The organism is Caulobacter sp. GW821-FHT11E10 (genome assembly GCF_058808375.1).
In genome coordinates, this window is sequence record NZ_JBXARP010000009.1 from 77,483 (window position 1) to 103,746 (window position 26,264).

Below are 26,264 nucleotides of genomic sequence, written 5' to 3' on the forward strand. Positions count from 1 at the left end.
TGAAGGTTACGCGGCGGGGTTGGCGGGGAGGAGGCGCACGGCTATAAGCCCGCAACCTCCCAATTCAAAACTCTTCGTGTGAGATATCTCGTGACCGAACGCACCTTCTCGATCCTCAAGCCGGACGCCACCCGTCGTAACCTGACCGGCGCCATCAACGCTGTGATCGAGGCCGCCGGCCTGCGCATCGTCGCTCAGCGCCGCGTGAAGCTGACCGAAGCCCAAGCCAAGAAGTTCTACGAAGTGCACGCCGAGCGTCCGTTCTACGGCGAACTCGTCGGCCAGATGACCGCCGAGCCGGTCGTGGTCCAGGTGCTGCAAGGCGACAACGCCGTCGCCAAGTACCGTGAAGTCATGGGCGCCACCAACCCGGCCAACGCCGACGAAGGCACCATCCGCAAGCAATTCGCCCTGTCGATCGGCGAAAACTCGGTCCACGGCTCGGACAGCCTGGAGAACGCCGCGATCGAAATCGCCCAGTTCTTCACCGAAGACGAAATCGTCGGCTAAGGCTTTTCCGCCTTATCGATAGCGAGAAGGCCGGGGCGAAAGCTCCGGCCTTTTTGTTTGCGCGGGTGACATGCGAAATCCGGCGCCGCGTGCCTATTCTGCGGCCGCTGACCAGAGTCGCGCGGGGAGGGCGGGTTTGCCGGTTCGGGGGATTATCGCGTCAAGCCTAGCAGCGGCCTCGCTGTTCGCAGGGTCTCAGAGCGCCGCCCAGGCTCAAGCCGCCTCCGTCGACGACGTCGTCGTCTCGCCCCAGGCCAGCGGCCGGTGGCTGCGGGCCGAGAGCGAGCATGTCGTCGTCTATTCCGATGAGAGCGCCGAGGTGTTGCGCCGCGTGGTCAACGACCTGGAAGCGCTCGACCAGACGCTGCGCGCCCTCTACGGCAAGCAGGGCGGTCCGCCGCCGCGCAAGTACCCGATCTATCTGGTTCGGCCCATCGAGCCGGACCTGACCGAGAACCTGACCTATCGCCGCTTTCTGCCCGATGCGCCGGCCTCGTCCTTGTCGATGAACGTCGCCGAGCCCGACGACATCTTCGCGGTCGTCATTCGCGACAATTTCCGGTTCTTCAACGCCGTCGACAGGACGGCGGGCGACGACAGCATCCTGGGCGCCTACGCGCTGCACTTCTTCAGCGAGAACTTCCCGTTCCGCCAGCCACGGTGGCTGATCAAGGGCGCGGCCATCTATTACAGCGCCGTGGACATCCAGGCCGACAAGGTGGTGATCGGCCAGACGCCCGCGCTCTTCGACGAGCGCCGGGTGATCGGCAGCCTGGTCGGCGTCGCCAACGTCATCGCCGAGACGGGCTACGGCGAGACCCCCTCGAACCGTCGGCGTTTCGACGAGCGGGCGGCGCTGCTGGTCCGCTATCTCTGGTCGGATCCTGAACGGAGGGCGCGACTGGACGTCTATCTGAAGCGCCTCGAGAACGGCGAGCGCGACGTCCGCACCGCCTGGACGGAGACCTTCGGCGCGCCGCCCGAGAAGCTGGAGGACGCGCTGGCGACCTTCCTGCAGGCCAAGCCGGTGGTGACGACGGTTTCTCGGTCCGACGGCCCGCCGCCGGCCGTCAAGATCCGCCGCATGCCGGTCGGCGCCGACGACCTGATCCTGGAGGTGCAGCAGCTGAAGGCCGGGCCGCCCAGCGACAACCGGGACGATCTGCTGCGCCGCTTCCGCAAGGCCGTCGCGCGGCGTCCGGACGAACGCTACAGCCGCCAGGCCCTGGCCCGGGCCGAGATCACCATCGGCGACCGCGACAAGGGCGAGGCTCTGCTGGAACGGCTGCTGGTGGAAGACGCCAGCAATCTGGAGGCGCTGCGGCTGATGGGGACCAGCAAACTCTATCGGGCCGCCGCCGATCGCGAGCATCGCCCCGCCTTGCTGGCCTCGGCCAGGGCCTATCTCGCCCGCGCCGACGCCGCCGAGCCGAATGACTATCAGACCCTGTTCCTGCTGGCCCAGACCATGGCCGATGGCGGCGCGCCGTCGCCCGAGCGGCTGGCCCTGCTGCGTCGGGCGGTGAGCCTGGCGCCGGAGGTGACCAAGATCCGGATCGTGGCGGCGGTGGCGTTTCTGAAGGCCGAGGACGGCCAGGCGGCCTTCGACCTGCTCAAGCCGATCTCGGCCGATCCCAATGGCGGGCTGGCGGCCGAACAAGCCAGACGGCTGCTTGAGTGGATGGCGAGCGTGAAGGCGCCGTGATCGCCTAGGCGGCGCGGATACGCGGCGTGCGTTTCAGCCACATGACGCCGAGCCCGATCGCCAGGACCACGGCCAGGGTCAGGCCGCCGGCCAGGGCCGGGTCCGTGCCGAGCATCTGGAGATTGCGAGCCGCCAGATAGCCCGGGGCCAGCAGCGAGACGACCCAGATCGGCGCCGACAGCACGTTGGCGACCTGGAAGCTCCAGGGGCGCGTGCGCGACATGCCGGCCAGGATCGGGATGAAGGGGCGGGCCGGGCCCAGATAGCGCGCCGCGGCGATGGCCAGGACGCCATGGCGACGGGTCAGGAGCTTGGCGCGGGCCAGCAGACGACGCTTGCCGCCGAACAACAGGCGCTTGGCCCGGCGTCCGCCCAGGCCACGGCCCATCAGGTAGGAGAGGGCGTCGCCAGCGGCCGCGCCGGCGCTGCACCACAGGACCGCCTCGACCGGATGCAGCACGCCCTGGGCCACCAGCGCGCCGGCGGCCAGCATGACGCCCAAAATCGGGACCAGCAGGCCCACGATCAGCAGGGCTTCCAGCAGGGTCATGACGAACAGGACCGCGCAGGCCAGGCCGGCATTGTCGGCGACGGCGCGGAAGATGTCGGCGGTCAGGGCGTCCATGCGCAGGATATAGGCGCGAGGGCGTGACAAGTTTCTGACCAAGACGTGCGACACGCCGTCTCAGGGGCCGGTTTCAGGCCCGGATGAGGCGTTCTGTCACGAAGGCCGCCAGGGTCTGAGCATAGAGCCTGTGCTCCTGCTCCAGGACCCGGGCGGACAGGGTGTGGTCGTCGTCGCCGGGCAGGATCGGCACGCGGGCCTGGCCCAGGATCGGACCCTCGTCGACGCCGACCGTGACCAGGTGGACCGTGCAGCCGGCCTCGGCCTCGCCGGCCGCGATGGCGCGGGCGTGGGTGTCCAGGCCCGGATAGGCCGGCAGCAGGGACGGATGGATGTTCAGCATCCGGCCCGCCCAGGCCTCAACCAGGAAGGGCGTCAGGATGCGCATGTAGCCGGCCAGGGCGATGACTTCGATCTGGCGTTCGCGCAGGGCGGCGTCGATGGCGCGCTCGTGGGCCTCGCGATCCTTGCCGAAGGGCTTCTGATCGACGCACAGCGCCTCGATCCCGGCCTCGGCGGCCGTCACGAGCCCGCCGGCGTCCGGCTTGTTGGCCAGGACGAGGGCGATCTCGAACGGGCAGTCCGGCGCCTTCGCGGCGCGGACCAGGGCCTCCATGTTGGAGCCCCGGCCCGAGATCAGCACGGCGACTTTCGTCTTTGCGGCCATCAAGCCTTGACCATCTGGCCGCAGATGAAGGCGTCCTCGCCGGCGTTCAGCAGGGCCGCCAGCACCGGCTCAGCGTCGGCCTGGGCCACGATGACGATGAAGCCGACGCCGCAGTTGAAGGTGCGGCGCATCTCGTGCTCGGAAATGCCGCCGACCTGGGCCAGCCAGTCGAACACGGGCGGCATGGCCCAGGCGTTCCAGTCGAACTCGGCCGCCAAGCCTTCGGCGATGGCGCGCGGCGGGTTCTCGATCAGGCCGCCGCCGGTGATGTGGGCGCCGCCCTTGACGCGACCCGACTGCAGCAGAGGCAGCAGCGACTTCACATAGATGCGGGTCGGGGCCATCAGGGCCTCGGCCAGCGTCTTGCCGTCTTCGAACGGGCAGGGGGCGTCCCAGGCCAGGCCCGAGCGCTCGACCACGCGGCGCACCAGCGAATAGCCGTTGGAGTGCGGACCCGACGAGCCCAGGCCGATGATGATGTCGCCGGCCCGTTGCTTGTCCAGCTTGGGCAGGACGCCGTCGCGCTCGACCGCGCCGACCGAGAAGCCGGCCAGGTCATACTCGCCGTCGCTGTACATGCCCGGCATTTCGGCGGTCTCGCCGCCGACCAGGGCCGCGCCGGCCAGCTTGCAGCCGTCGGCGATGCCGGCGACGACGCTCTTGGCGACCTCGATGTCCAGCTTGCCGGTGGCGAAGTAGTCCAGGAACATCAGCGGCTCGGCGCCCTGGGCCAGCAGGTCGTTGACGCACATGGCCACCAGGTCGATGCCGACCGTGGCGTGCATGCCCGCGTCGATCGCGATCCGCAGCTTGGTGCCGACGCCGTCGGTCGTGGTGACCAGCAGGGCGTCCTCGTAGCCGGCCGCCTTCAGGTCGAACAGGGCGCCGAAACCGCCGAGGCTGGCTTCCGCGCCGGGTCGGCGGGTGGCCTTGGCCAAGGGCTTGATGGCGTCCACGAGCGCATTGCCCGCGTCGATATCGACGCCCGCCTGGGCGTAGGTAAGGCCGTTCGGCAGATCGCTCATTCGCTCGCTCTGGTCTATCGGAGGGCGATATGCCCGCCGAACTCGCGGAAATTTTGCTCCCCGGCGCCGCTTGGCGCGTCTTGACGCTTGCAGACTCGGGGGTGCGCGAGGCTATTAGCAGCGGATGAAGCCGATCACCACCACCGCCGAGCTGGCGGCGTTTTGTAATGCGCTTGCGGGCGAACCTTTCGTCGCCGTGGACACCGAGTTCATGCGCGAGACGACCTACTGGCCAAAGTTGTGCCTGATCCAGGTCGCGTCGCCCACGCACGAAGCCGTCATCGACCCGCTGGCCGAAGGTCTGGACCTTGAGCCGCTGCTGGCCGTGATGCGCGATGAGCGCATCCTGAAGGTGTTCCACGCCGCGCGCCAGGACGTCGAGATCTTCAACAATCTCAAGGCCATGCCACGTCCGCTGTTCGACACCCAGGTCGCCGGCATGGCGGCTGGGTTCGGCGAGCAGATCGCCTATGACGCCCTGGTTCGCCAGATGCTGCGCATCGAGCTGGACAAGTCCAGCCGGTTCACCGACTGGGCTCGCAGGCCGCTGACCGAGGCCCAGCTGACCTACGCCCTGGCCGACGTCACCCACCTGGCCGCGCTGTTCCCGATTCTGCGCGAACGCCTCGAAACCAGTGGGCGACTCGCCTGGGTCGAGGAAGAGATGACCGCCATCTCGGACCCCGCCGCCTATGACGTGGACCCCGAGAAGGCCTGGCGTCGCCTGCGTCCGCGCAAGACCGCCCCGAAATATCTGGCCGTGTTCAAGGCCGTCGCCGCCTGGCGCGAGCGCACCGCCCAGAACCGCGACCAGCCGCGCGGCCGCATCCTGAAGGACGAGGCCATCGACGAGCTGGCCACCCAGGCGCCGACCAGCCTGGACGCCCTGAACAATCTGCGCGGCGTGCCCAAGGGCTTCGGCGGCAGCAAGTTCGGCCCTGACCTGCTGGCGGCCATCAAGGCGGCCCTGGCCGATCCGGAAGGCTACGCGCCCGTCATGGACAAGCCCGGTCCGCCGCCGCCGCAAAACGCCGGCGCCGTGGTCGAGCTGCTCAAGGTGCTGCTGAAGGCGCGGGCCGAAGAGGCCGGCGTCGCCTCGAAGCTGATCGCCACGGTCTCGGACCTGGAAAAGATCGCCGCCGACGACAACGCCACAACCCCGGCCCTGGCCGGCTGGCGTCGCGACGCCTTCGGGGCCGACGCCTTGAAGATCAAGCGCGGCGAACTGGCCCTGGTGCTGGACGGCGCCAAGGTCCGCGTCGTCGAGGTCAGGCGTGCGCCGAAGGCCGAATAGGGCCTTCGGGTCTGGCGCGTTGAGCGGTGGATAGAAGAGGCCGGTGTAGGCGCGGAATTTCGACGCGCGGGCTCGGCTGGGTCATCGCTCCCTAGGCCCTGGGCCTAGAACCCAGGACAGGGCCTGGCGGGGCCCCTTGGTGTCGCCAATCGCCGGCCTTGGGAGGGAACCAGCGGACGCGGCGACACCGAGCCTGGATCCTAGGCGCAGAGCCTAGGGAGGCGAAGCTGTGTCAGTGATGGGCGAACTGGGTGAGGGCGCCGCCGGCGGCCAGCCCCAGGGCGCAGAAGACGCCCAGGTGGAAGACCACCCCGAGGGCGACGGTGCGGCGCACCGACCATTTGCTCTCTTGGGCGAAGACGCGGCTGATCTCGGACTGCAGCGTGCGAACGGCGCTCGCGACCGGGGCGTCGTTGTCATTGACGATACGCAGGTCCGGACGCTTGCGGCCTTCGGGAGCCGGGGCGATGGCGTCCAGGTAGTCGAACTTACGCTTCAGCATCACTGACCTCCACTTATGTCGTTGAGGTCACGCTACGGAAGCAATGCTAACAAACCATGCTCGTCGACCGGCGCTATGCTGCGACAACTTGTCGATTTCCCCGTATTGAGGAAATTCAGGGCCGGTTAAGCATAAGTATCAGCTCGCCAATACCTGAATTTACCCCGTGATAATCTTTGGCTTCAAGTTCAAGTGTAGAGCCGCGGTGTTGGCGCGCTTGTTCGTCTGCTCGCCGAGCAGAAGATCGGCGAAGCCCGGCTCGGCCGCCAGGACCAGGTGAGCCTTGTCCAGGGTCAGGCGCGAATGGGCCAGCAGGCTGGGGCTGCGGCCCGAGAGATCGCAGGCCAGTCGGATCGTCGCCCCCAGCGCCCGAGCGCGTTTCAGCTGCGCGGGGCTCAGCAGCCGCTCCAGGGTGGCCAGTTCCGGCGGATTGAAGTTGGTGGCGTGGCGGGCGTGGGCGGCCACGGCCAGGAAGCAGCGCTCGGCGTGGCTCTGGCCCGCGATCGGCGCGCGCAGCACCTGCTCGAAGACCAGGTCGGCGCGATGATCGGGGTGCAGGCGCGCCCCAAGGTCGGAAAGACGGCAGGCGGCCGAAACCAGCACCGCGTCGCGCCCGCCGAACAGGGAGGGCAGGGTGTCGAACGCCGGAGCGATCCAGGTGTCCAGGGCTGGGCCCAGGTCGTCGGCGACGCCCTGGCGGGCGCCGAGCGCCGAACAGCCTTCGATCAACGGATCCAGCCCCCGCACACGCGGCGGCATGGCCTCGAACAGCAGGCCCTCGCGGACGCCATAGGCCGAGATCTCGATGCGCTTGAGCTGCAGCTGCTCGATCAGCACCTCCAGCACCACGGCGGCGTAGGGCAGGGTCTCCGAGCGCTTCTTGCTCATGCCCTCGATGCGTTCGAGCGAGCTCTTGGACTGATGGGCGACCAGGCGTGCGGCCGCCAGGGCCTCGGGCGCGCTGATCTCGTACTGGTGGACGACGTGCAGGGGGTAGCCGGACAGCCGCATGTGCAGCAGGGCCAGGTTCCGCCAGGCGCCGCCCACGGCATGGAAGGTGTCGGTGCGGAAGTCCTCGGCGACGGGCGCGACGCGTTCTCGGGCCAGGCGGCGCACCCGCTCGGCGTCGAAACCGGCCGGACTGGTCAAGCTGAACGGGCCCAGCGGCAGGGTCACGCCCTTGCCGGCGCCCGTGGTCGACAGGCGGATCAGCTCCAGGCTGGCGCCGCCCAGGTCGCCGACCACGCCCGTGGCGTCGGGCGCCCCCGCCAGCACGCCCACGGCGGCGTAGTGAGCCTCTTCCTCGCCCGAGAGGACACGGACGTTGAAGCCGGTCTCCTCGCGGACGCGGCGGATGAACTCGGGGCCGTCCTCGGCCTCGCGGGCGGCGGCGGTGGCGACCACGAAGGTCTCGGCCGGATCGACGGCCTCCAGCACGGCGCGGAAGCGCTTCAGGGCCTGCAGGGTCTGGACGACGCCGTCGGGCGACAGGCGGCCGCTGCCGCCGAGGTCACGGCCCAGGCCCGCCAGCACCTTCTCGTTGAAGACGGTCCAGATGGCGCGGCCTTCCAGCCGGTACACCACGAGGCGGACCGAGTTGGAGCCGATATCGATCACGGCCGCGTCGCGCGGCGCCTGGGAGGGCATGCGGCTGGTTTAGCCTATTCGAGCGGCGGGGGAAGCGGGGCGTTCCATTTTCCGTGGGGGCGGCCGGGCTGAAAGGCTTGGTGGAGAACGCGTTGAGCGCCTTCAGCCTACGGATTGATCCGGCAGGCCACCGTCTTCCAGGTCCCGCCGACCTTCTGGTGGTAGCAGGTGCCATAGGCCATCTGCTGGCCGTTGGCGCGCGGGCCGCCCTTGGTCAGGGCCCACGGCTCGGGGCCCAGCAGGAGCATGTCGGTGGTGTCGGCCTTCTTGGCGCAGCGGCCCCACCAGGCCGAGGGCCAGAGGCTGCCGGCATAGGCCACGCCGTCCATCTGGGATTTCAGGTCGATCTTGGGCAGCTCGGCGCCGCCCGACCGGTCGAACGCGTCGACGCCCGGCCGCGAGGGCAGGGCCTGGATCGCGCACAGCTCGGCCTGTTGCGCCGGCTTGGGCACGCAGGCGGCCAGGGCCAGCAGCGGCAGGAGAAGGGCGACTCGTCTCATGGCGGGCAGCTTAGCCCTTCCGCTTCGGGCCCACATGGTCGAAAGCGCGGGGCAGGTCGCGGGCCCCATGGCCCCGGCCCGACAGGCTGGGATTGGTCATGAAGTAGTCGTGGGCCGAGAAGGCGCCCTTGCTGTTCCAGGCCGGGTCGCGGGCGTAGTCGCCCTCGCTGTCCAGCTTCCAGCTCTGGGCCTCGTCATTGAGGTTGGCGACCATGATCTGGTCCAGCACCTGCTGGTGGACGGTCGGGTTCTCCACCGGCACCAGGCTCTCGACGCGGCGGTCCAGGTTGCGCGGCATCCAGTCGGCCGAGCTGATGAACAGGCGCGTCTGGGCGCTGGGCATCGGCCCGCCGTTGGCGAAGGCCAGGATGCGCGAATGCTCCAGGAAGCGGCCGACGATGCTCTTGACCCGGATATTCTCCGACAGGCCCGGGATGCCCGGACGCAGGCAGCAGATGCCCCGCACCACCATGTCGATCTGCACGCCGGCCTGGCTGGCGGCGTAGAGAGCGTCGATGATCTGCGGGTCGACCACCGAGTTCATCTTGGCCCAGATGCCCGCCGGCTTGCCCGCGCGGGCGGCGGCGGCCTCGGCCTCGATCATCCGCAGCAGGTCGGGCTTCAGGGTCTGGGGCGAGAAAGACAGCTTCTCCAGCCCGCTGGGCTTGGCGTAGCCGGTGATGAAGTTGAACAGCTTGCCCCCGTCGCGTCCCAGGGCCGGGTCGCAGGTGAACAGGCTCAGGTCGGTATAAACCCGCGCCGTCTGCGGGTGATAGTTGCCGGTGCCAAAGTGGCAGTAGGTCCGCAGGGTCTGGTCGGCCTCGCGGCGCACGATCACCGACAGCTTGGCGTGGGTCTTCCAGTCGACGAAGCCGAACACCACGTGAACGCCGGCCCGTTCCAGGTCGCGCGCCCATTTGAGGTTGTTTTCCTCGTCGAAGCGGGCCTTGATCTCCACGAGGGCCGTGACGTTCTTGCCGTTGTCGGCCGCCTCGATCAGGGCCGCCACGATCGGGCTGTCCTTGGAGGTGCGATACAGCGTCTGCTTGATCGCCAGCACGTTCGGGTCGCGCGCGGCCTGGCGCAGGAACTGCACCACCACGTCGAAGCTCTCGAACGGGTGGTGGACCAGAATGTCCTTCTCGCGGATCGCCGCGAAGCAGTCGCCGCCGTGGTCGCGGATGCGCTCGGGGAAGCGGGCGTTGAAGGGCGGGAACTTCAGGTCCGGACGGTCCGGCGGGATCAGCTCCGACATCTGGGCCAGGCCCAGCTTGCCGTCGACCAGCACCACGTCCTCGGGCTCGGCGCGCAGGCCCTCGACGATGAAGTCGCGCAGGTCCTGGGGCATAGTGGTCTGGATCTTGACCCGCACCACGCGGCCCAGGCGGCGCTTCTTCAGCCGCGCCTCGAACTCGCGCACCAGGTCTTCGGCCTCTTCCTCGATCTCCAGGTCGCTGTCGCGGATCAGGCGGAACAGGCCGCGCCCCTCGACCTCGTAGCCGGGGAACAGGTGGTCCAAAAAGAGGATGATGAAGCTTTCCAGCGCCACGATCTTGCGCTGGCGCTTCTTGCCGCGCGAGACGATCGAGCTCAGCTCCCAGAACCGCCGCACCTGCGAGGGGATCGGGGCCAGGGCGTAGAGGTGCTTGTCGTCGGCGATCCGGCGCAGCTTCAGCGCCAGGCAGAAGCCCAGGTTCGGGATGAACGGGAACGGGTGGGCCGGGTCGATGGCCAGCGGCGTCAGCACCGGGAAGATCTGGTTGAGGAAGATGTCCTCGGCCAGCTGCCGATCCTCGCCCTCGATATCCTTGGCGTCGAGCAGCTTCAGCCCCTCGTCCCACAGCTCGGTGCGGACCTGGCGCCAGATCTTCTGCTGCTCGGCCATCAGGTCGAAGGCCGAGGCGTTGATGCGGGTCAGCTGCTCGCCCGGCGTCAGGCCGTCCTGGCTGATCACCCGCACGCCCTCGCGCACCTGGCCCTTCAGGCCGGCCACGCGGACCATGTAGAATTCATCGAGGTTGTTGGCGCTGATCGACAGGAACCGCAGCCGCTCCAACAGCGGATGGCGCGGATTGCCACTCTCCTCCAGCACCCGCTGGTTGAAGGCCAGCCACGACAGTTCGCGATTGAAGAACCGCTCCGGCGACGCCATCAGCTCGCCGTCGAGCGTCAGGCCCTCGGTCTGGGGAGCATTGGCGGCGATCGGAAGGGTGGCGGCGTCGGTCATGGCATCACTTTAGACGAACTTTGTTCCGCCATGGTGAACGAGGCAAGTGACGGGATGAAGACAGGGGAAGTTGATGGATATTCGCTCGGTGTTCGAGCGGCCGTCCAGACGCCGCGCCGCCCAAAACCCCGCCTTCCTAGGCCTTGTGCCTAGGACCCATCGTTCCGGGACCGCCAAATAGGCCAGCGCTCGCCCGCATCGACGGCGCCCCTTCGGACGCTTTACGCCAAGCCGCGCCATGGATCCTAGGCACAAGGCCTAGGAAGGCGGGGGAGAGGTATGTGAGAAAGGGAGCCGCCCCCTTACCCCTCATCCCCCTCGAAATCCCCCAGCACCTCCCGCGCCAGGGCCTTGTTCAGCTCGCGCTTGCGGTCCGCCGCCGCCTCGTCCAGCAGGTCCGCGGCCGCGATGGCCTCGGCCGCCGAGCGGGGCAGGCGCGAGACGAGGTAGGGATAGAGGTCCGGATCGGGCTTCAGCAGCCGCTGCGCGAAGGCCCGCCGCAGCACCGCCTCCAGCACCACGTCGTCGGGCTCGTCGATCGCCGCCACGGTCAGGGCGTTCAGCCGCGAGCGCAGGTCGGGGACAGAGGTCTCCCAGGCCAGCGGCGCGACGCGGCCGGTCAGCAGCACGGTCCCGCCGTCGACCCCGGCCATGTTGAGGATGTGGAACAGCGCCTCGTCATTGAGCGGCCCGGCGCCGGAGGCGCCTGGAGCCCTGCGGTCGGCGTCCTCCACCAGCACCGCCCGGCCGCGCAGGGCCGACAGGTCGACCGGCGGCGCGTCGGGATCGGCCGCCTCGATGACGACGGCGTCGTGGGCGCGGGCCCAGGCGTGGCCCAGGTGGGTCTTGCCGCTGCCGGACGGTCCGACCAGGGCCAGCCGCCCCTCAGGCCAGGCCGGCCAGGCGTCCAGCTGGGCCATGGCCTCGCCATTGGCGGGGGAGACGGCGAAGTCGTCCCGGCCATAGGTCGGCGCGGCGGTCAGCGGCAGTCTGAACTGGGTGGACAATCCCGGGGGCCCGGCGTGGTGAACTTGTGGTCAAGCATATAGGCGCGCGCGGCGGGAAGGGCGAGGCGGCGGGGCTGGGGATAGTGGGGATGGAGCGAGGGAGGTGTGGATGGGGCGGCTAGGTTTGCCTGCCGTCCTTTTGCATTGGTTGAACATCGTCAGGATTTGCGAGGTACTTGGCTCGTTGTTCGCTGATATCTTGCATTATACGAACACCCCCAAATGACCACCACCCAGCGTAGGCAGTGGAGCCCACGGTGAAGCCAAATAGCGATGCGATGACAACATAGGGTACGTCTGAAAGCACGGATGCCGCAAGCGCAGCCGCTGCGATTGTAGTGGCGATCATTTGAGTGAGGTGAATGTAATCAGTATAGAACTCGTAGTATGAGTCCATTTTTCTCAATCGCATCCATTGGCCGAATTTAGGGTCCGTAATGGCATCGAATATTTTGGCAAACGCGCCCCAGCATACCGCCATAAGTATCGCATTGAGTGTGAGAACGGCCGCATAGAAAGCGACCGAAATTGAGATGTCGTTTGTGAATTTCTCACTCAGTTTCGCTGATGCGAGGGTGCCGACCACCCCGCATGCGATCATGCGGAAGGGGATAGCGGAAAGCACCCCGCGCTTGGCGACTCCATAGGCGGTATCCTGCAATAGGTAAGTTAGAAATCGCCTAGCGCCTCTCGGTAATTTTGACGGGTCCTGAATATTCATTCCTCAGGCTCCTCAAGTGGTGGCGCTGCCGCAGCAAAAAACTCTGCGATAACTTTGACGGACTTTAGCTCCTTCTCTTTCTCATTCTCGGCCTCAATGTATATTCTAAGTTGCTGAGGTCCGCGAAGTCGTTCTAGGTTCTTCTCTCTATCATAGCTAAATGGCTGCTTTTTGACGACGGCCTCTGCGCCACTGGGCGTCTCGCCACGAGCGCCATAGGTTGCGTAGCCGTGTTCAGCTAGGCCGATTGCCTCTTTGATGATGCCATTCGCTTTCGGGTGGATGTGTCTGCCATCGCGGGGCACGGCCACTCCTCGAAACTCACCAATTTCATCTTTCGCCAGCATGTCCGACAGCATCTCACCGGGGTTGGCGGGGTGCGGGTTGAAGGGGCGCGCTTGGAAGGAAAACTGGTCCAAAGACCAAGTGGAAATGGCGCGAGCTAGGTCTTGCGGCGTGCCGGCCTGCGATATCCTCATGGAGTATTTCTTCGTCGCCTGGACGATTGCTTGTAAGCGGCTAGCGCCAGATTGGCCGGAAAGATTCCCGTCTCCAGAGCCATCTTCGACGGCGAGCGCGCCTAGCTCGGGGACGATGACGACGTGTGTTTTTACGACCTCATCAGTTCCGACAAACTCGGCGGATAATGTTTGATTAATTCGATCGGCTTTGACGATTTGTCGAAATCGGACGTCTTTAACAACATCCAGTGTAATGCAATAATAACCAAATATATCTTTTTGCTTTGGAAGCATAAGGTATGTGTCGTAATCGTCGGGTCCTGGATCGGACTTTCTATACGCAATTGGTCTGGCGTCTTTTAGTTGATCGAAAATTCGAAATTGCTCACGCCAGGCAGTTGGAGTGCCGTCTTCGTCGAACTGATAGCGACATAGGATAAGGCTGACGCGGTCGTTCATATTTGGCTCCCCCGGAACTCGCCACGGTGCCATCAACTTGACTATAAGAAAAGTGTCATGGTTGCGGCGACGTAACTTGCTCGCGTCAATAGTGTTGGTGTCATTGATTTATGCCCCTCTCCCCCGACCTTCTCGCCTGGCGCGCCGACCTCACCAAGCCGCCCGGGCCGCTGAACGGCCTGGCGCGCGCCACGCAGCAGCGGATCAACAGGATCATTCCCGAGAAGGTCCACGCCGCCATCACCACGGCCATCGAGGGGATGACGCGGGCGTTGCTGGTCGGGTCGGACTTCGCGATCCCCCTTCCTTCTCCCCTTGCGGGAGAAGGTGGCGCGGAGCGCCGGATGAGGGGTTGAAGGCGAGGGCCGCCGCGACGGCGGTTCGGCGGGCATGGCGGTTGACGATTGTGCGACCCCTCATCCGACCCGCTGCGCGGGCCACCTTCTCCCGCAAGGGGAGAAGGGTTACTTCAAACCCATGCCCCTCTCCCCCGACCTCCTCGCCTGGCGCGCCGACCTCACCAAGCCGCCGGGGCCGCTGAACGGCCTGGCGCGCGCCACGCAGCAGCGGATCAACAGGATCATTCCCGAGAAGGTCCACGCCGCCATCACCACGGCCATCGAGGGGATGACGCGGGCGCTGCTGGTCGGGTCGGACTTCGCCACCGGGGCGCCGCAGATCGGCCTGACCCTGGACGAGCGCCGGGCGCGGGCGGCCAAGGCCATCGACGGCTGGAAGAAGGCGGCGGCGGCCGAGGGCGGGATCACCGGGGCCGGGGGCTTCCTGCTGGCGGCGGCCGACTTCCCGCTGCTGATGAGCTTCAAGATCAAGCTCTTGTTCGAGATCGCCGCGATCTTCGGCCATGAGGGCAAGGACCTGCCCGAGCGCCTGTTCATCCTGCATGTCTTCGAGCTGGCCTTCTCGGACAGCCACCACCGCGCCGGGGTGCTGGCGGCGCTGGAGGACTGGGAGGCGCGGGACCATCCCAAGCACCTGGACGACTTCGACTGGCGGGCCTTCCAGCAGCAGTACCGCGACCACATCGACCTGGCCAAGCTAGCCCAGTTCATCCCCGTGGTCGGCGCGCCCCTGGGGGCGATCGTCAACTGGCGACTCGTCGAGAAGCTGGGCCACACGGCGGTGATGGCGTACCGGATGCGGGCCGAGCAGGGGGCCAATTCATCGACGGGGACGGGTGTCGGAAACCCTCTCCCATAGGGAGAGGGCGGGGCCCGTCGCGTAGCGGTGGGAGGGTGAGGGGTTACACCGCTGACCGCAAAATCCTCGTCATCCCGGCCGCGGCGCAGCGGAGCGCCGGGACCCAGGGGCGACCGCGATGCGCCGGCCCCTGGGTCCCGGGTCGGCTACGCCGCCCGGGATGACGCGATGATTTGAGCGTCACGCTGATGGGGACTGGACGGGCGTTCACCGCTCTCCATCCCCCGCCCCAAAACCTGCCGTACAGTCTACCCACCTCGTCGCGGGGAAAGGGCGCATGGCCAGCGACCGATTGCGGCGGCGGGGGGCGATCGAGCGGGCGCGCTCGTCGGCGCGGAGCAATCCGCAACGGCATCCATCCCCGAGGTAGTCGACCCTGGAACACAGAAACGACGGTGGACGCAGGCTGACGAGAACGACAGGGGAGTCGAAAGGCTCCTGGCCGGGACCGGATTTCGCGATCCGGCCCGCCCGCCGGAGGCTTCAAGGGCGACCAGGCGCCAACAGCGTCGGGGCGTCACGCTTCCGGATAACGATCGCGCGGAGCGTCTGGCTTCGTCGAAACGGTACTTAAAACTCACACTCCGGACGTCGTCCGGCGCTCCGCAGCCCTTTCCGAACCTTCAGCGGGAAACCGCGTGAAGCGGCGGAGCCGTGCGGATCTTCAGCCTTGCGCCGCGGCCTGGTCGATAGCCTCGACGATCCGCTCGGGCGTCTCGGCGCCGACCACGGCGACCTTGCCGGCGAAGATCGCGAACGGCACGCCGGTGACGCCGCCCTGGACGGCCATGGCGTGTTCGCGCGCGACGGACTCCTTGTCGGCGCCCTCCGACAGCAGCTGCAGCACGACCATGCGCTCCATGCCAGCCGCCTCGCGATGTCGGCCAGCACCACGGGATCGCCGATGTCGAGGCCTTGGGTGAAGTAGGCGGCGAACAGCGCTTCGACGACATGGTCCTGCACGCCGGCCGTCAGGGCCCAGCGGATCAGGCGGTGGGCGGCGTTGGTGTTCGGCGAGAGTTCGATGGCCTCGAAGTCGAACGTGATGCCGTCCTCGGCGCCGCCCTCGACCAGGGCCGCATGAACGGCCTTCAACCGCTCGGGATCCTTGAACTTCTGGGCCATGTAGGCCTTGCGGTCGACGCCTTCCTCGGGAAGCGACGGATCCAGCTGATAGGGCCGCCAGACCAGCTGGGCCTGGATGTCGGGACGCAAGGCCAGCGCCGACTTCAGTCGCCGCCAGCCGAGATAGCACCAGGGGCAGACCACATCGGCGACGACGTCGACGATCATCGGGGCCTTTTGGGACTGGGCCTGGCTCACGGCGCGCTCCGTTCGACACTCTGTCCGCTACAGGACAGGTTCCATATAGGGCGAGGGCGTTCGAGCCCCAAGCCTCAGCTGGCTTCGCGTTTCAGGGCGTTGGCGGCGGCGCGCTCCAGGGCCTTCACCGGGCCTTCGCCGGGCTGGACTTCGGCGACGCCGATGTCGAACTCGCAGACGAACGGCGCCCGATCCTCGCCGGCGTCGAAGGCGGTGCAGCCGATCACGGCGGCGATCCGTTCGGCGGCGGCGCGGGCGGCGTTCAGATTGGTCGCCGGCAGGGCCAGGGCGAAGACCTCGGTGGCCAGACGGGCCGGAGTGTCCTCGACGCGCACCAGCCGGCCGACCATCGAGCCGATCTGCGGGATGGCGCGGTCGAGCCAGCCGTTCTGGCGGGCCCAGACGGTCTCGGGCTTGTCGGCGACGCGCAGGACGCAGATCGACAACGGCCGGGAGCGCTCGCGGGCCGCCGTGGCCAGGCGCGCCAGGTGAGCGGCGAACAGGTCGCGGGTGAAGAGGCCGGTGGCGGCGTCCATCAAGCCCGAGCTACGGGCCTTTTCCAGGGCGCCGCGGATGGCTTCGCCGCGACGATAGCTGCGGGCCAACTCCATGACGCGCTGGGCGGTTTCGACCTCTGGCGTCTCGGGCGAGGCCACGTCGGAGACGCCGCGATGGAACGCCTCGGACATCGTCACATAGCTCTCGGCCTTCAGGTACAGCATGGCCGGGATGTGGAAGAGGCGGGTGTTGCGGCGCATGCCGGCCGCGATCGACAGGGCTTCCTGCTGGCTGTCGCCGGCCCAGAGAACCACGGAATCGAAGGCCCGCTCATGCAGGTAATCGAAGGCCGTATAGGCGGTGAAGGCGCCGACCACCTCGGCCCCGCTGCTCTGCAGAGCGTTGGACAGCGCCAGAAACTGTGGGGCGGGCTCGCCGACGGCAAGGATGCGGCAGGGCGTGTCCGGCGGCTCGGGCAGGTCGAGGCGACGGCCGCGCTCGCCGAAGGTTTCGAGGCGCAGCTCGAACTCTTCCTCGGCGATGGCGGTGCGCACCAGGCTCTCGAGGCGCAGAGCGGCCTGGGACGGATGCAGCGGCGGCGACAGGGTCAGGTCGAAAGCCTGGTTGCGATTGTCGCCTTCCGGATCGCCTATGGCGATGACGGGCAGGCGGCGCGGAGACACCGCCGCCTTCAGGCGACGCGCCAGGGTCTGGGTTTCGGGACCGGCGCTGGCCAGGTCGACAATGACCGCCTCGATCGGCAGGTCGCCCAGCGCCGCCAAGGCGGCATAGGGACCCCGAGCGGTGATCGTGCGCCAGCCCAACCGGTCCAGCCCTTCGGCCAGCGGTCCGGCGCGAACGTCATCGCGCGCCACGATCAGGATCCGGGCGTCAACCGCCAAACCAAACCTCCGCCCGAATGCTCGCCTGCCGGCCCGACACGGGCGGCCGAGATTCGACGCCGCACCATAGCAGAGGCTTTGCAGGGTCAAAGGTACGGAACGCCGCAGGCTGGGGGCGAATCCAAGAACGCCTCGAACCCATGCGCGAAGGCTTGCATGACCGAACGTCAGGGTCGTTCTAGTGATCCGCATCGGCCGTCGTCGAAGAGCCGAAAAAAGGGAGATCGCTTATGGGCCAGGGACCGCTTTCGGGACTGAAGATCGTCGAGTTCGCCGGCATCGGTCCGGGACCGTTCTGCGGCATGCTGCTGTCCGACCTGGGCGCCGACGTCGTGCGGATCGATCGAAAGGGGCAGGGGCGGGGCTCGCCGGCCGACGTCACGGCGCGCGGTCGCCGCTCGATCGCCCTGGACCTGAAGAACCCCGAGGCGATCGAGACCTGCCTGAAGCTGCTCGAGCGGGCCGACGGTTTGATCGAAGGCTTCCGGCCGGGAGTCATGGAGCGCCTCGGGCTCGGGCCCGATGTGGCGCTGACCCGCAACCCCAAGCTGGTCTACGGCCGCATGACCGGCTGGGGGCAGACGGGGCCCTACGCCAAGGCCGCCGGTCACGACATGAACTACATCGCCATCACCGGCGCGCTGGACGCCATCGGCACGACCGACAAGCCGGTGCCGCCGCTGAACCTGGTCGGCGACTTCGGGGGCGGGGCGCTCTACCTGGCTTTCGGCCTGCTGGCCGGGGTGATCCATGCCCGATCGACGGGGCAGGGCCAGGTGATCGACTGCGCGATGAGCGACGGCGCGGCCTCGCTGATGGCCATGTTCTACGGCTTCAAGGCCGGTGGCATGTGGAACGAGGGGCGGTGCACCAACCTGCTCGATGGCGGCGCGCACTTCTACGACACCTACGAGTGCTTGGACGGCAAGTGGATCTCGATCGGCTCGATCGAGCCTCAGTTCTACCTGCTGCTGCTCGAGAAGACCGGGATCACCGACCCGCAGTTCCAGCACCAGATGAGCCGCGAGGAGTGGCCGGAGTTGCGCGAGAAGCTCGCCGCCGTGATCAAGACCAAGAGCCGCGACGCCTGGTGCGAGATCATGGACGCCACCGACGTCTGCTTCGCGCCGGTCCTGACCATGGAGGAGGCGCCCAAGCACGCCCACAACGCCGCCCGCGAGACCTTTGTCGAGGTGGCCGGCGTCATCCAACCCGCGCCGGCGCCACGCTTCTCGGCCACGCCTGGCGTCATCCAGGGACCGCCGCCCAAGATCGGCGCGCATAATGACGAGGCCTTGGCGGACTGGGGTTTCTCGGCCGAGGCGATCGCCGGCCTGAAAACCTCCGGAGCGCTCTGATCTCGTTCAGGTGCGGTTCAGGCGCGGGGTCATAACTTTCGAAGGTCGATCGGTCGCCGCGACCATCCGTCCCTCGAGAGTGGCGATCGATTCACAGGTACGTCCTGCGGAGACGCGTCGCCTTCCCCAAGGCGGCGCGTCTTTGACGTTCCGGACCGCGCTTCTTTGACTCTGCGAACCCGCCCCGCCATGGTCCGGCGGATGCAAGATCCGCTGCACCGCATCCGCTGGCGCGACCTCGACCTTGATCCGACCCACTGGGCCCGTGAAATCCTCCGTGTGCTGGGCCTTGCCCTGTCTCGCCTGTGGGGCCGCGACGTCATGCTCTACGTCGGCGGGGTCTCGTTTTTCGCCCTGCTGGCCGTGTTCCCGGGCCTGGCGATTCTGATCGGCCTCTATAGCCTGCTGCTGACCCCGGAGAGCGCGGCGCAGCAGGCCGCCAAGCTGGCCGAACTGATTCCCTCCGGCGCTCGCTCGATGTTCCAGGACGAGTTCGGTCGCCTGGCCCATGCGCCTGGCCAGACCATCTCGCTGCAGAGCGCCATCGTGCTGATCGTCGGCGCCTATGCCGCCCATCGCGGCTTCAAGGCGCTGCTGGCGGGGCTCTCGTTCATCCACGACGAGGAGAATCAGCGCGGCTTTTTCGGCTTCAACCTGATGGCCCTGCTGGTGCTGATGGCGGCGTTCGGCCTGCTCTTCATCATGTCGGGCGTCTTCCTGTTCCTGCGCCTGCTGGGCGCGGCGCTGAACCTGCGGCCGCTGGCGGGCGTCTCCTGGATCCAGTCGGAATGGACCTGGGCCAGTCTCGGCATCGTGGTCGGGATGAGCCTGGTCTATCGCTACGCCATGTCGCGCGAACCGGTCGGCTGGCGGGCCTCGATCGCCGGTGGCGCGGCCGCCGCGGCGCTGTGCGTCTTCATGTCCTGGGCCAGCGCCTTCTATGTCGAGAAGATCGTGCACCTCGGTGCGACCTACGGCTCGATCTCAGCGGTGATCATCTTCCTGATCTGGCTGTCCTGGAGCGTGAACGCGATCTTCTTCGGCGGCGCCTTGGCCACCGAGGTCGAGATCGCCTTGGACGAGCGCCCTCGGGCGCTGCTGGAGGGGCCGAAGGCGATCCCGCTCAAGCCGCCTTCAGAATACGAAACCTGATCACGCCGCCGTCCTGGTCGGCGATCTCCAGCACGGTCGCGCCGATCTGGCCGGCGAAGTGCGGCACGTCGATCCGGGCCATGGGATCGGTAGCCAGCAACACCAGCTCGGCGCCGGGCGCGGCGGCCTCGTGGGCCTTGCGCAGCTTCAGGGTCGGGACGGGGCAGTGATGGCCGCGAGCATCGACCAGGATCGGATCAGCCATCGGTGAACACGGCCTCGGCCTCGGCGGCCGACAGGATGCGATACTGGCCAGGCTCAAGGTCGGCGGGCACGGTCAGGCCGCCGACCCGTTCGCGGTGCAACGCGACCACGTGATTGCCGACAGCGGCGAACATGCGGCGGACCTGGTGATAACGGCCCTCGGTGATCGTCAGTCGGGCGGTCTTTTCGTCGACGATATCCAGCTGGGCTGGCAGCAAGGGCTTTTCCTCGCCCTCCAGCATCAGCGTCCCGGCGGCGAAGGTCTCGGCCTCGGAACCGCTCAGCGGACGGTCCAGCTTGGTCAGATAGGTCTTGGGCACGTGCCGCTTGGGTGAGATCACCCGGTGCAGGAAGTCGCCATCGTCGGTGATCAGGATCAGACCACTCGTATCCTTGTCGAGCCGCCCGACCGTGGAAAGCGCCGGATCCCGCAGCCGCCAGCGGCGCGGCAGCAGATCGTAGATCTTCTCCCCGTCCTCCTTGTGCGAACAGGTCACGCCCAGCGGCTTGTGCATGATCAGCACCAGCGGTGCGGGCGGATCAACCGGGAGGCCGCGGATGGTCATGCGGTCGGGCAGGGTGGCGTCGACGGCGATGCGGGCCCCGGCGTCCTTCAAGACCTTGCCGTCCAGCACCACCTTGCCGCTGGCGACCAGGGCCTGGACGTCCTTGCGGCTGCCGTATCCGAGATTGGCGAGCAGCCGGTCCAGCCGAGCCATCAGCGCCTTGCTCATTTCTTCGCCTCGAAGACCTTGTAGCCGCCGCTCTCGGCGACAAGGCTCACCTTGGCGAAGCTCTCGGCCAGGATGGCCTCGTAGGGCAGGTGGCGGTTGGCGACGATCCACAGGACGCCGCCCTTTCGCAGCGCGCCGGCCGCCGCGCGAATGAAGGCCTGGCCCAAGCTCTTGTCCTCGCCGCCCCCCTCGTGGAACGGCGGGTTGCTGACGACGAAGTCGAGATCCTTGAGTTCGGTCTGGCGGACATCGCCCCAGACGAAGGCCGCGCGCGGATCGGTGACGTTGCGCTTGGCGGCGTCGAACGCCCGGCGATCCAATTCCACCAGGGCCAGCTTGGTGACCTTGGCCGAGGCCAGGACGTTCAGCGCCAGCAGGCCGATGCCGGCGCCGAAATCGGCCCCAACGCCGGAGAATTCCGGCAGGACTTGCAGCAAGGCGGCCGAGCCGGCGTCCACGCGGTCCCAGCTGAACGCGCCGGGCTGGGTCCAGAGGCCATTCTCGGCGATCTGCCGCGGCGCGCCGGCGGCGATCGTCTCGCCGAGGCTCTCGATGTTCGAAGGTCGCACCACGACGCAGATGCGATTGTGCCGGCGAGCGGTCTCGCCAACTTCGCAGCCCAGGGCCTGCAGTTCCTTCTTCAGGCGCAGGCCGCCACGGTCCTTGGGCGCGAAGGCGGTCAGGCGGCCATTCGGCGTCAGGACCCGCAATGCCTGGGCGAGGACATAACGTCGCTCCACCGCGCCGGCGGGGGCTCGGACGGCAACGGCGGCGAACGATTCGTCCGGAACCGAAGCGATGTCGGTCGAGCCGACGATCAGCGGCGAGAGCTGCTCCGCGTCGGGCGCGGACGGCGCCAGATCGTGATCGGGCTGGCCGTAGAGCGCGGTGCGTGGAGCCGACATGCTTGTCCTGAAAGGGTTTTTGACGCTGTGCAAGGTCTGGCGGACAGGGTGGGATTCGAACCCACGGTAGGCTTCCACCTACGGCGGTTTTCAAGACCGCTGCCTTAAACCACTCGGCCACCTGTCCGGAGGAGGCGGCTATATCAGCGCTCCTTCGCCTTAACCAGACTTCAAAACAAAGGGGCGACGATGTCGGCTCCAAAGGGTGCGACCCGTCTGGACGGCGTGCAGATGAACCAGCGTATCGATCAGGTCTGGCGGACCGTTCGCAACTTGGGTCTCTTGGCTCTGGCGGCGGCGAGCCTGGCCGCTTGCGCCACGCCCAAATACGACGTCGGAAAAACCTCCGCCATCGCCACGAGTACGGGCAGCGTGCCGCGCGCCGGTTCGACGGTCAGTCGCGACGGCAAGCCGCTGCGCGGCACCGAGAAGCCCTATCAAATCAGAGGCGTCTGGTACTATCCGCACGAGGATAAGAACTACAACGTCACCGGGACTGGCTCGTGGTACGGCGAGCAGTTCCACAACCGCCGCACCGCCAACGGCGAGATCTTCGACATGGATATCCCGTCGGCGGCCCATAAGACCCTGCCGCTGCCGAGCCTTGTCGAGGTGACCAATCTCGACAACGGCAAGAAGATGATCGTGCGGGTCAACGACCGTGGCCCGTTCATTGACGACCGGATCATCGACCTTTCCAAGGCTGCCGCGGACGAGCTGGGCTATCGCAAGAACGGCCTGGCCCGCGTCCGGGTCAAATATATCGGGCCCGCGGCGAAGAGCGCCTTCGACGCGCCGCGCCAGTACGCCAAGGCTCCGACCGCGCCGCGCAGCTTCGAGGACATCAAGGAGCCGACACAGCGCGTCCAGGTGCTGCCGCAGCGCAGCGAGCCTGAGTGGAGCCCGCCGGTCCCGCGGGCATCGGCCATGGAAGAATTCTCCGCGCCGCAGATCAATCCGCCGGATCCGGTCCGTACGGTCGGAGGGGCCGCCTATCGCATCCAGGCCGGTTCCTTCTCGAACCGCGAGAATGCCGAGAAGGCCGTTCGCCAGTTGGCCGGCGCCGGACGAGCGCTGATCGAGCCCGTGGAACGCGCCAGCGGCACCCTTTATCGCGTCACTGTCGCGGCTGGACAGGACGAGGGCGAGGCCTGGAGCGTGCGTGATCGCGTCGAGGCGCTTGGCTATTCCGGCGCCAAGGTCTTGCGCCCCTAGACAAGGCTCGGAATCCGGTCGAATGGAGACCGGTGACTCAAGGCCATTTCATCAGTTTCGAAGGCGGGGAGGGGGCTGGAAAGTCCACCCAGATCCGCCGCCTGGCCGAGCGCCTGCAAGCCGCTGGCCATGACGTCGTCGTCACCCGCGAGCCTGGCGGAAGTCCCGGGGCCGAGGCCATTCGCGAGTTGCTGGTCAACGGCGAGGCCGATCGCTGGTCGCCGGTCACCGAGACCCTGCTGATGTACGCCGCTCGCCGCGACCACGTGGAGCGCGTGATCCGACCAGCCCTGGCGCGCGGCGCCGTGGTGCTTTGCGACCGCTTCGCCGATTCCACCCGGGCCTATCAGGGCGCGGGCGGCGATGCGCCGGCCAGCCTGATCGCGTCTCTCGAGGACCACGTCCTGGGCGCCACGATCCCGCATCTAACTTTGATACTGGACCTGCCGGCGGAGGTGGGCCTCAACCGAGCCGAGGCCCGCGGCGGCGCGGCGCGGTTCGAATCCAAGGGCCTGGCGTTCCATGAGCGGCTGCGCGCCGGTTATCTCGAGATCGCTCGTCGCGAACCTGAGCGCTGCGTCGTCATCGACGCGGACGCCGACCTGGATGCGGTCTCCGGCGCGATCGCCGCTGCGGTGGCCGAACGGCTGGACCTCTGATGCCCGCGCCGGCCCATCCCCGCGACGTCTATCGACTGGATGGCCAGTCCGCCGCCGAGGCCGCCTTCATCGACGCCCTGGAGCGCGGCCGGCTGCATCACGCCTGGCTTTTGACCGGTCCCGAGGGCGTGGGCAAGGCGACCCTGGCCTATCGCATGGCGCGCCGGCTGCTCGGCGCCCGGCCTGACCCTTCCCAAGGACTGTTGGGCGCGGCGCCGTCCGACGTCGTCAGCCGCCAGGTCGCCGCCCGCTCGCATCCCGACCTGATGGTGCTGGAGCGCCTGACCGACGACGGCAAGGCCCGCAAGTCGATCCCGGTGGACGAGGCGCGCCGCCTGCCGGAGTTCTTCGCCAATTCGCCGGCGGTCTCGCCCTATCGAGTGGCGATCATCGACGCGGCCGACGACCTCAACGTCAACGCCGCCAACGCGGTGCTGAAGACGCTTGAAGAGCCGCCGGCGCGCGGCGTGATCCTGCTGATCAGCCACGCGCCGGGCAAGCTGCTGCCGACCATCCGCTCGCGCTGCCGCCGACTGGCCGTGCCGGCGCCCGGTGTCGACGCCGCCGCCGAGATGGTCGAGCGCATGGCCGACATGCAGCCGCGCGACGCCGAGCGCCTGGCCCGCATGGCCCATGGCGCGCCCGGTCGGGCGCTGCAGCTGGCCGCCGCTGGCGCCCTCGCCATGGACGATGCCGCCAACGAGATCCTGCGAGGCTTGCCCAAGCTGGACGAGGGCGCGTTGCTGGCCATGGCCGACACCTTCAAGGGCGCCGAGGGCGCGGCGCGGTTCGAGCTCTTGATGGACCGCCTGGCCGATCAGGTGCGGATCTTCGCGACCCAGGTCGCCGCTGACGGCAAGAACTCGCCCGGCCTGGATCGCTGGGCGGCGGCCTGGGAGCGTCTGGCGCGCTGGCCCGGCGAGGCCGAGGCCGTGAACCTTGACCGCGCCGACGTGTTCTGGAGCGTCATCTCGGACTTGCGCGCGGCGGCCAAGACAGCGATGTGAGCCCTATGCTCATCGACAGTCACGTGAATCTCCACGCGCCCCAGTTCGCCGAGGACAAGGACGCCGTCATCGCCCGCGCACGAGAAGCGGGCATCGGCCTAATGGTCACCATCTGCGACAAGGTCAGCTCGTTCGAGGCTGTGCACGCGATCGCCATGGCCGAGCCGGACATCTGGTGCACGGTCGGAACCCATCCGCACGAGGCCAAGGAAGATCCCGGCCTGGCCGCCGCCCGACTGGTCGAGCTGGCCGCACGTCCGCGCGTCATCGGCATCGGCGAATGCGGTCTGGACTTCCACTACGACCTGTCGCCGCGCGAGGTGCAGGCCGACGTCTTCCGCCAGCACTGTATCGCCGCGCGTGAAAGCGGCCTGCCGCTGGTCGTCCACACCCGCGAGGCCGACGATGTGATGGCCGAGATCCTCGAGACCGAGCACGCCGCCGGTCCGTTCAAGATCCTGATGCATTGCTACACCAGCGGCCCGGAACTCGCCGCTCGCGCCGCCGCCCTGGGCGCCTGGTTCTCGGTTTCCGGCATCGCGACCTTCAAGGCGGCCGAAGAGGTGAGGGCGGTGATCCGCGACATGGCGGCCGACAAGATCATTGTCGAAACCGACTGCCCTTATCTCGCCCCCGTGCCAATGCGCGGTCGCCGCAACGAGCCGGCCTATCTGCCGCATATCTACGACAAGCTGGCCGAAATCCGCGGTTGGACCCGCGCCGAGACGGAAGCGCGCACCGAGGACGCCTTCTTCGACCTGTTCGACCGGATCCCCCGGCCATGACAGGACCGCTGGAGTTCACGATCCTGGGCTCCGGCTCGTCCGGCGGCGTTCCGCGCGCCGACGGCAATTGGGGCGATTGCGATCCGGCCGAGCCCAAGAACCATCGCTCCCGCTGCTCCCTCATGGTGCGGAGAGCGGGAGAGGGCGGTCCCGCGCACCAGACCACGGTCGTGGTCGACACCTCGCCGGACCTGCGCCTGCAGACCGCTCTGGCGGGCGCGAAGCGGGTCGACGCGGCCCTGTTCACCCACGACCACGCCGACCAGGCGCATGGCATCGACGATCTGCGGCCGTTCTTCCTGAACCAGCGCGCTCGGATCCCGGCCTATATGGACCAGGCGACCCACGATGGGCTGCTCACACGGTTCGAGTACATCTTCAAGACGCGCGGCGGCTATCCGGCGATCCTCGAGCCTCGCTTGATCCCGCCGCTGGGCGAGGATTTCTCCATCGAGGGGCCGAGCGGCGCGATCCCTGTCCACACCTTCGACGTCGATCACGGTGAGATCCAAGCCGTCGGCTATCGGTTCGGTGGCGTGGCCTATACGCCGGATGTCCGGGCTATTCCGGACGGCAGCTGGGCCGATCTCGCCGATCTCGACGTCTGGATCGTCGACGCCCTGCGCTGGACGCCGCATCCGACCCACGCCCACGTGGCGCTGGCGCTGGAATGGATCGCTCGCGCCAAGCCGCGCCGCGCCATCCTGACCAACCTGCACATCGATCTGGATTTCAACGCTCTGGCGGCGAAGCTGCCGACCGGCGTGGAGCCCGCCTACGACGGCCTGCGTTTCGCGGTCTAGATTACGCCGTTGTCACTTTTGGCCGCCCGGCGCAGGCGTAAACTGCTCAGCCGGGACATTTCACGGCATATGAGCGTCTCATAGCGCCCTTCGTCGCAACTTTCCCCAAGTTCGGCGAAAACTTGGCCCTACGTAACAGCGTTGAAATAAG

At 67.7% G+C, this 26,264-nt stretch carries 25 protein-coding genes, 1 tRNA gene and 4 pseudogenes; 14 read left to right on the top strand and 16 right to left on the bottom strand.

Annotated elements, in window-relative coordinates; genetic code table 11:
• Positions 1–90 precede the first annotated feature (90 nt).
• Complete coding sequence (ndk, locus tag AC1RRV_RS18980; RefSeq protein ID WP_492861207.1) at positions 91–510, top strand: nucleoside-diphosphate kinase; 420 nt, start codon at positions 91–93, stop codon at positions 508–510.
• A 136-nt stretch (positions 511–646) separates the two neighbouring features.
• Positions 647–2,215 (top strand): tetratricopeptide repeat protein, encoded by a 1,569-nt coding sequence (locus AC1RRV_RS18985; protein ID WP_492861208.1) that lies wholly within the window; start codon positions 647–649, stop codon positions 2,213–2,215.
• A gap of 4 nt (positions 2,216–2,219) precedes the next feature.
• Here AC1RRV_RS18985 and AC1RRV_RS18990 read toward each other — a convergent pair whose 3' ends face one another.
• The 3 genes from AC1RRV_RS18990 to purM are packed head-to-tail and all read right to left on the bottom strand — an operon-like array spanning position 2,220 to position 4,532.
• The gene (locus AC1RRV_RS18990) at positions 2,220–2,870 is read right to left on the bottom strand and encodes a DedA family protein (protein WP_492861209.1); all 651 of its coding nucleotides are present in this window, start codon (positions 2,868–2,870) and stop codon (positions 2,220–2,222) included.
• Positions 2,871–2,913: 43 nt separating this feature from the next.
• Complete coding sequence (gene purN / locus AC1RRV_RS18995) at positions 2,914–3,507, bottom strand: phosphoribosylglycinamide formyltransferase (protein ID WP_492861210.1); 594 nt, start codon at positions 3,505–3,507, stop codon at positions 2,914–2,916.
• A complete protein-coding gene (gene purM, locus AC1RRV_RS19000; protein WP_492861211.1) occupies positions 3,507–4,532 on the bottom strand; it encodes a phosphoribosylformylglycinamidine cyclo-ligase in 1,026 nt (341 codons plus the stop codon). The genes purN and purM overlap by 1 nt, the downstream gene beginning before the upstream one ends.
• A gap of 124 nt (positions 4,533–4,656) precedes the next feature.
• Between purM and rnd the strand changes: the two genes are divergently transcribed.
• Positions 4,657–5,826: a ribonuclease D gene (gene rnd / locus AC1RRV_RS19005; RefSeq protein ID WP_492861212.1), complete on the top strand. Its 1,170-nt coding sequence runs from the start codon at positions 4,657–4,659 to the stop codon at positions 5,824–5,826.
• Positions 5,827–6,058: 232 nt separating this feature from the next.
• Here rnd and AC1RRV_RS19010 read toward each other — a convergent pair whose 3' ends face one another.
• The 7 genes from AC1RRV_RS19010 to AC1RRV_RS19040 all read right to left on the bottom strand — a co-directional run bounded on the left by AC1RRV_RS19010 (position 6,059) and on the right by AC1RRV_RS19040 (position 13,350).
• Entirely contained in the window at positions 6,059–6,331 is a 273-nt protein-coding gene (locus AC1RRV_RS19010) for a hypothetical protein (protein ID WP_492861213.1), read from the bottom strand.
• A gap of 156 nt (positions 6,332–6,487) precedes the next feature.
• Positions 6,488–7,975 carry a Ppx/GppA phosphatase family protein gene (locus AC1RRV_RS19015; protein ID WP_492861214.1) on the bottom strand — a complete coding sequence of 496 codons (1,488 nt, stop codon included), beginning with the start codon at positions 7,973–7,975 and terminating at the stop codon, positions 6,488–6,490.
• 107 nt (positions 7,976–8,082) lie between these two features.
• Positions 8,083–8,475: a hypothetical protein gene (locus AC1RRV_RS19020; RefSeq protein ID WP_492861215.1), complete on the bottom strand. Its 393-nt coding sequence runs from the start codon at positions 8,473–8,475 to the stop codon at positions 8,083–8,085.
• Between the two features lie 10 nt (positions 8,476–8,485).
• Positions 8,486–10,702, bottom strand: coding sequence for an RNA degradosome polyphosphate kinase (locus AC1RRV_RS19025; RefSeq protein ID WP_492861216.1), 2,217 nt, complete (start codon positions 10,700–10,702; stop codon positions 8,486–8,488).
• A 302-nt stretch (positions 10,703–11,004) separates the two neighbouring features.
• Positions 11,005–11,709 carry a DnaA regulatory inactivator HdaA gene (gene hdaA / locus AC1RRV_RS19030; RefSeq protein WP_492861217.1) on the bottom strand — a complete coding sequence of 235 codons (705 nt, stop codon included), beginning with the start codon at positions 11,707–11,709 and terminating at the stop codon, positions 11,005–11,007.
• Positions 11,710–11,827: 118 nt separating this feature from the next.
• On the bottom strand, positions 11,828–12,430 hold the full coding sequence (locus AC1RRV_RS19035) for a hypothetical protein (RefSeq protein WP_492861218.1): 603 nt from the start codon (positions 12,428–12,430) through the stop codon (positions 11,828–11,830).
• Positions 12,427–13,350: a hypothetical protein gene (locus tag AC1RRV_RS19040; RefSeq protein ID WP_492861219.1), complete on the bottom strand. Its 924-nt coding sequence runs from the start codon at positions 13,348–13,350 to the stop codon at positions 12,427–12,429. The genes AC1RRV_RS19035 and AC1RRV_RS19040 overlap by 4 nt, the downstream gene beginning before the upstream one ends.
• 110 nt (positions 13,351–13,460) lie before the next feature.
• On the opposite strand from AC1RRV_RS19040, the pseudogene AC1RRV_RS19045 reads away from it, so the two are divergent.
• The 4 genes and pseudogenes from AC1RRV_RS19045 to AC1RRV_RS19060 form a co-directional block, all read left to right on the top strand.
• A pseudogene (locus tag AC1RRV_RS19045) lies at positions 13,461–13,658 on the top strand (EcsC family protein); the annotation flags it as partial.
• A gap of 169 nt (positions 13,659–13,827) precedes the next feature.
• Entirely contained in the window at positions 13,828–14,568 is a 741-nt protein-coding gene (locus AC1RRV_RS19050) for an EcsC family protein (RefSeq protein ID WP_492861220.1), read from the top strand.
• A 70-nt stretch (positions 14,569–14,638) separates the two neighbouring features.
• Positions 14,639–14,740 (top strand): annotated as a pseudogene (locus AC1RRV_RS19055) (hypothetical protein); the annotation flags it as partial.
• Positions 14,741–14,787: 47 nt separating this feature from the next.
• A pseudogene (locus tag AC1RRV_RS19060) lies at positions 14,788–14,889 on the top strand (hypothetical protein); the annotation flags it as partial.
• A 343-nt stretch (positions 14,890–15,232) separates the two neighbouring features.
• Here AC1RRV_RS19060 and AC1RRV_RS19065 read toward each other — a convergent pair.
• Positions 15,233–15,801 (bottom strand): annotated as a pseudogene (locus AC1RRV_RS19065) (DsbA family oxidoreductase).
• A 164-nt stretch (positions 15,802–15,965) separates the two neighbouring features.
• Positions 15,966–17,291, bottom strand: a complete 1,326-nt coding sequence (locus AC1RRV_RS19070; protein WP_492861221.1) for a diguanylate cyclase domain-containing protein — start codon at positions 17,289–17,291, stop codon at positions 15,966–15,968.
• Between the two features lie 230 nt (positions 17,292–17,521).
• On the opposite strand from AC1RRV_RS19070, the gene AC1RRV_RS19075 reads away from it, so the two are divergent.
• Both AC1RRV_RS19075 and AC1RRV_RS19080 read left to right on the top strand, forming a co-directional pair.
• A complete protein-coding gene (locus AC1RRV_RS19075) occupies positions 17,522–18,649 on the top strand; it encodes a CaiB/BaiF CoA transferase family protein (protein ID WP_492861222.1) in 1,128 nt (375 codons plus the stop codon).
• 189 nt (positions 18,650–18,838) lie between these two features.
• Entirely contained in the window at positions 18,839–19,801 is a 963-nt protein-coding gene (locus tag AC1RRV_RS19080) for a YihY/virulence factor BrkB family protein (protein WP_492861426.1), read from the top strand.
• Here AC1RRV_RS19080 and AC1RRV_RS19085 read toward each other — a convergent pair.
• The 4 genes from AC1RRV_RS19085 to AC1RRV_RS19100 form a co-directional block, all read right to left on the bottom strand.
• A complete protein-coding gene (locus AC1RRV_RS19085; RefSeq protein WP_492861223.1) occupies positions 19,773–20,006 on the bottom strand; it encodes a sulfurtransferase TusA family protein in 234 nt (77 codons plus the stop codon). The genes AC1RRV_RS19080 and AC1RRV_RS19085 overlap by 29 nt on opposite strands.
• The gene (locus AC1RRV_RS19090; RefSeq protein ID WP_492861224.1) at positions 19,999–20,739 is read right to left on the bottom strand and encodes a pseudouridine synthase; all 741 of its coding nucleotides are present in this window, start codon (positions 20,737–20,739) and stop codon (positions 19,999–20,001) included. The genes AC1RRV_RS19085 and AC1RRV_RS19090 overlap by 8 nt, the downstream gene beginning before the upstream one ends.
• The gene (locus tag AC1RRV_RS19095; protein WP_492861225.1) at positions 20,736–21,644 is read right to left on the bottom strand and encodes a class I SAM-dependent methyltransferase; all 909 of its coding nucleotides are present in this window, start codon (positions 21,642–21,644) and stop codon (positions 20,736–20,738) included. The genes AC1RRV_RS19090 and AC1RRV_RS19095 overlap by 4 nt, the downstream gene beginning before the upstream one ends.
• A gap of 37 nt (positions 21,645–21,681) precedes the next feature.
• Positions 21,682–21,771, bottom strand: a tRNA-Ser gene (locus AC1RRV_RS19100).
• A 104-nt stretch (positions 21,772–21,875) separates the two neighbouring features.
• On the opposite strand from AC1RRV_RS19100, the gene AC1RRV_RS19105 reads away from it, so the two are divergent.
• From AC1RRV_RS19105 to AC1RRV_RS19125, 5 genes are read left to right on the top strand one after another with little or no spacing between them, the layout of a single operon-like run.
• The gene (locus AC1RRV_RS19105) at positions 21,876–22,859 is read left to right on the top strand and encodes a septal ring lytic transglycosylase RlpA family protein (protein ID WP_492861427.1); all 984 of its coding nucleotides are present in this window, start codon (positions 21,876–21,878) and stop codon (positions 22,857–22,859) included.
• A gap of 32 nt (positions 22,860–22,891) precedes the next feature.
• Positions 22,892–23,518, top strand: a complete 627-nt coding sequence (tmk, locus tag AC1RRV_RS19110; RefSeq protein ID WP_492861226.1) for a dTMP kinase — start codon at positions 22,892–22,894, stop codon at positions 23,516–23,518.
• Positions 23,515–24,525 carry a DNA polymerase III subunit delta' gene (locus AC1RRV_RS19115; RefSeq protein ID WP_492861428.1) on the top strand — a complete coding sequence of 337 codons (1,011 nt, stop codon included), beginning with the start codon at positions 23,515–23,517 and terminating at the stop codon, positions 24,523–24,525. Before tmk ends, AC1RRV_RS19115 begins: the two co-directional genes overlap by 4 nt.
• Positions 24,522–25,310 (top strand): TatD family hydrolase, encoded by a 789-nt coding sequence (locus AC1RRV_RS19120; RefSeq protein ID WP_492861227.1) that lies wholly within the window; start codon positions 24,522–24,524, stop codon positions 25,308–25,310. Before AC1RRV_RS19115 ends, AC1RRV_RS19120 begins: the two co-directional genes overlap by 4 nt.
• Positions 25,307–26,113 carry an MBL fold metallo-hydrolase gene (locus AC1RRV_RS19125; RefSeq protein WP_492861228.1) on the top strand — a complete coding sequence of 269 codons (807 nt, stop codon included), beginning with the start codon at positions 25,307–25,309 and terminating at the stop codon, positions 26,111–26,113. Before AC1RRV_RS19120 ends, AC1RRV_RS19125 begins: the two co-directional genes overlap by 4 nt.
• The last annotated feature ends 151 nt before the right edge of the window (positions 26,114–26,264 follow it).

Excerpts from the sequence above, each read along its gene's own strand:
- AC1RRV_RS19085 (WP_492861223.1), bottom strand. The coding sequence starts at position 20,006 with ATGGCTGATCCGATCCTGGTCGATGCTCGCGGCCATCACTGCCCCGTC.
- AC1RRV_RS19105 (WP_492861427.1), top strand. The coding sequence starts at position 21,876 with ATGAACCAGCGTATCGATCAGGTCTGGCGGACCGTTCGCAACTTGGGT.
- AC1RRV_RS19050 (WP_492861220.1), top strand. The coding sequence starts at position 13,828 with ATGCCCCTCTCCCCCGACCTCCTCGCCTGGCGCGCCGACCTCACCAAG.
- AC1RRV_RS19090 (WP_492861224.1), bottom strand. The coding sequence starts at position 20,739 with ATGAGCAAGGCGCTGATGGCTCGGCTGGACCGGCTGCTCGCCAATCTC.
- rnd (WP_492861212.1), top strand. The coding sequence starts at position 4,657 with ATGAAGCCGATCACCACCACCGCCGAGCTGGCGGCGTTTTGTAATGCG.
- AC1RRV_RS19075 (WP_492861222.1), top strand. The coding sequence starts at position 17,522 with ATGGGCCAGGGACCGCTTTCGGGACTGAAGATCGTCGAGTTCGCCGGC.
- AC1RRV_RS19020 (WP_492861215.1), bottom strand. The coding sequence starts at position 8,475 with ATGAGACGAGTCGCCCTTCTCCTGCCGCTGCTGGCCCTGGCCGCCTGC.
- AC1RRV_RS19015 (WP_492861214.1), bottom strand. The coding sequence starts at position 7,975 with ATGCCCTCCCAGGCGCCGCGCGACGCGGCCGTGATCGATATCGGCTCC.
- AC1RRV_RS19080 (WP_492861426.1), top strand. The coding sequence starts at position 18,839 with ATGGTCCGGCGGATGCAAGATCCGCTGCACCGCATCCGCTGGCGCGAC.
- AC1RRV_RS19095 (WP_492861225.1), bottom strand. The coding sequence starts at position 21,644 with ATGTCGGCTCCACGCACCGCGCTCTACGGCCAGCCCGATCACGATCTG.
- purN (WP_492861210.1), bottom strand. The coding sequence starts at position 3,507 with ATGGCCGCAAAGACGAAAGTCGCCGTGCTGATCTCGGGCCGGGGCTCC.
- AC1RRV_RS19035 (WP_492861218.1), bottom strand. The coding sequence starts at position 12,430 with ATGAATATTCAGGACCCGTCAAAATTACCGAGAGGCGCTAGGCGATTT.
- AC1RRV_RS19025 (WP_492861216.1), bottom strand. The coding sequence starts at position 10,702 with ATGACCGACGCCGCCACCCTTCCGATCGCCGCCAATGCTCCCCAGACC.
- purM (WP_492861211.1), bottom strand. The coding sequence starts at position 4,532 with ATGAGCGATCTGCCGAACGGCCTTACCTACGCCCAGGCGGGCGTCGAT.
- AC1RRV_RS19040 (WP_492861219.1), bottom strand. The coding sequence starts at position 13,350 with ATGAACGACCGCGTCAGCCTTATCCTATGTCGCTATCAGTTCGACGAA.
- AC1RRV_RS19125 (WP_492861228.1), top strand. The coding sequence starts at position 25,307 with ATGACAGGACCGCTGGAGTTCACGATCCTGGGCTCCGGCTCGTCCGGC.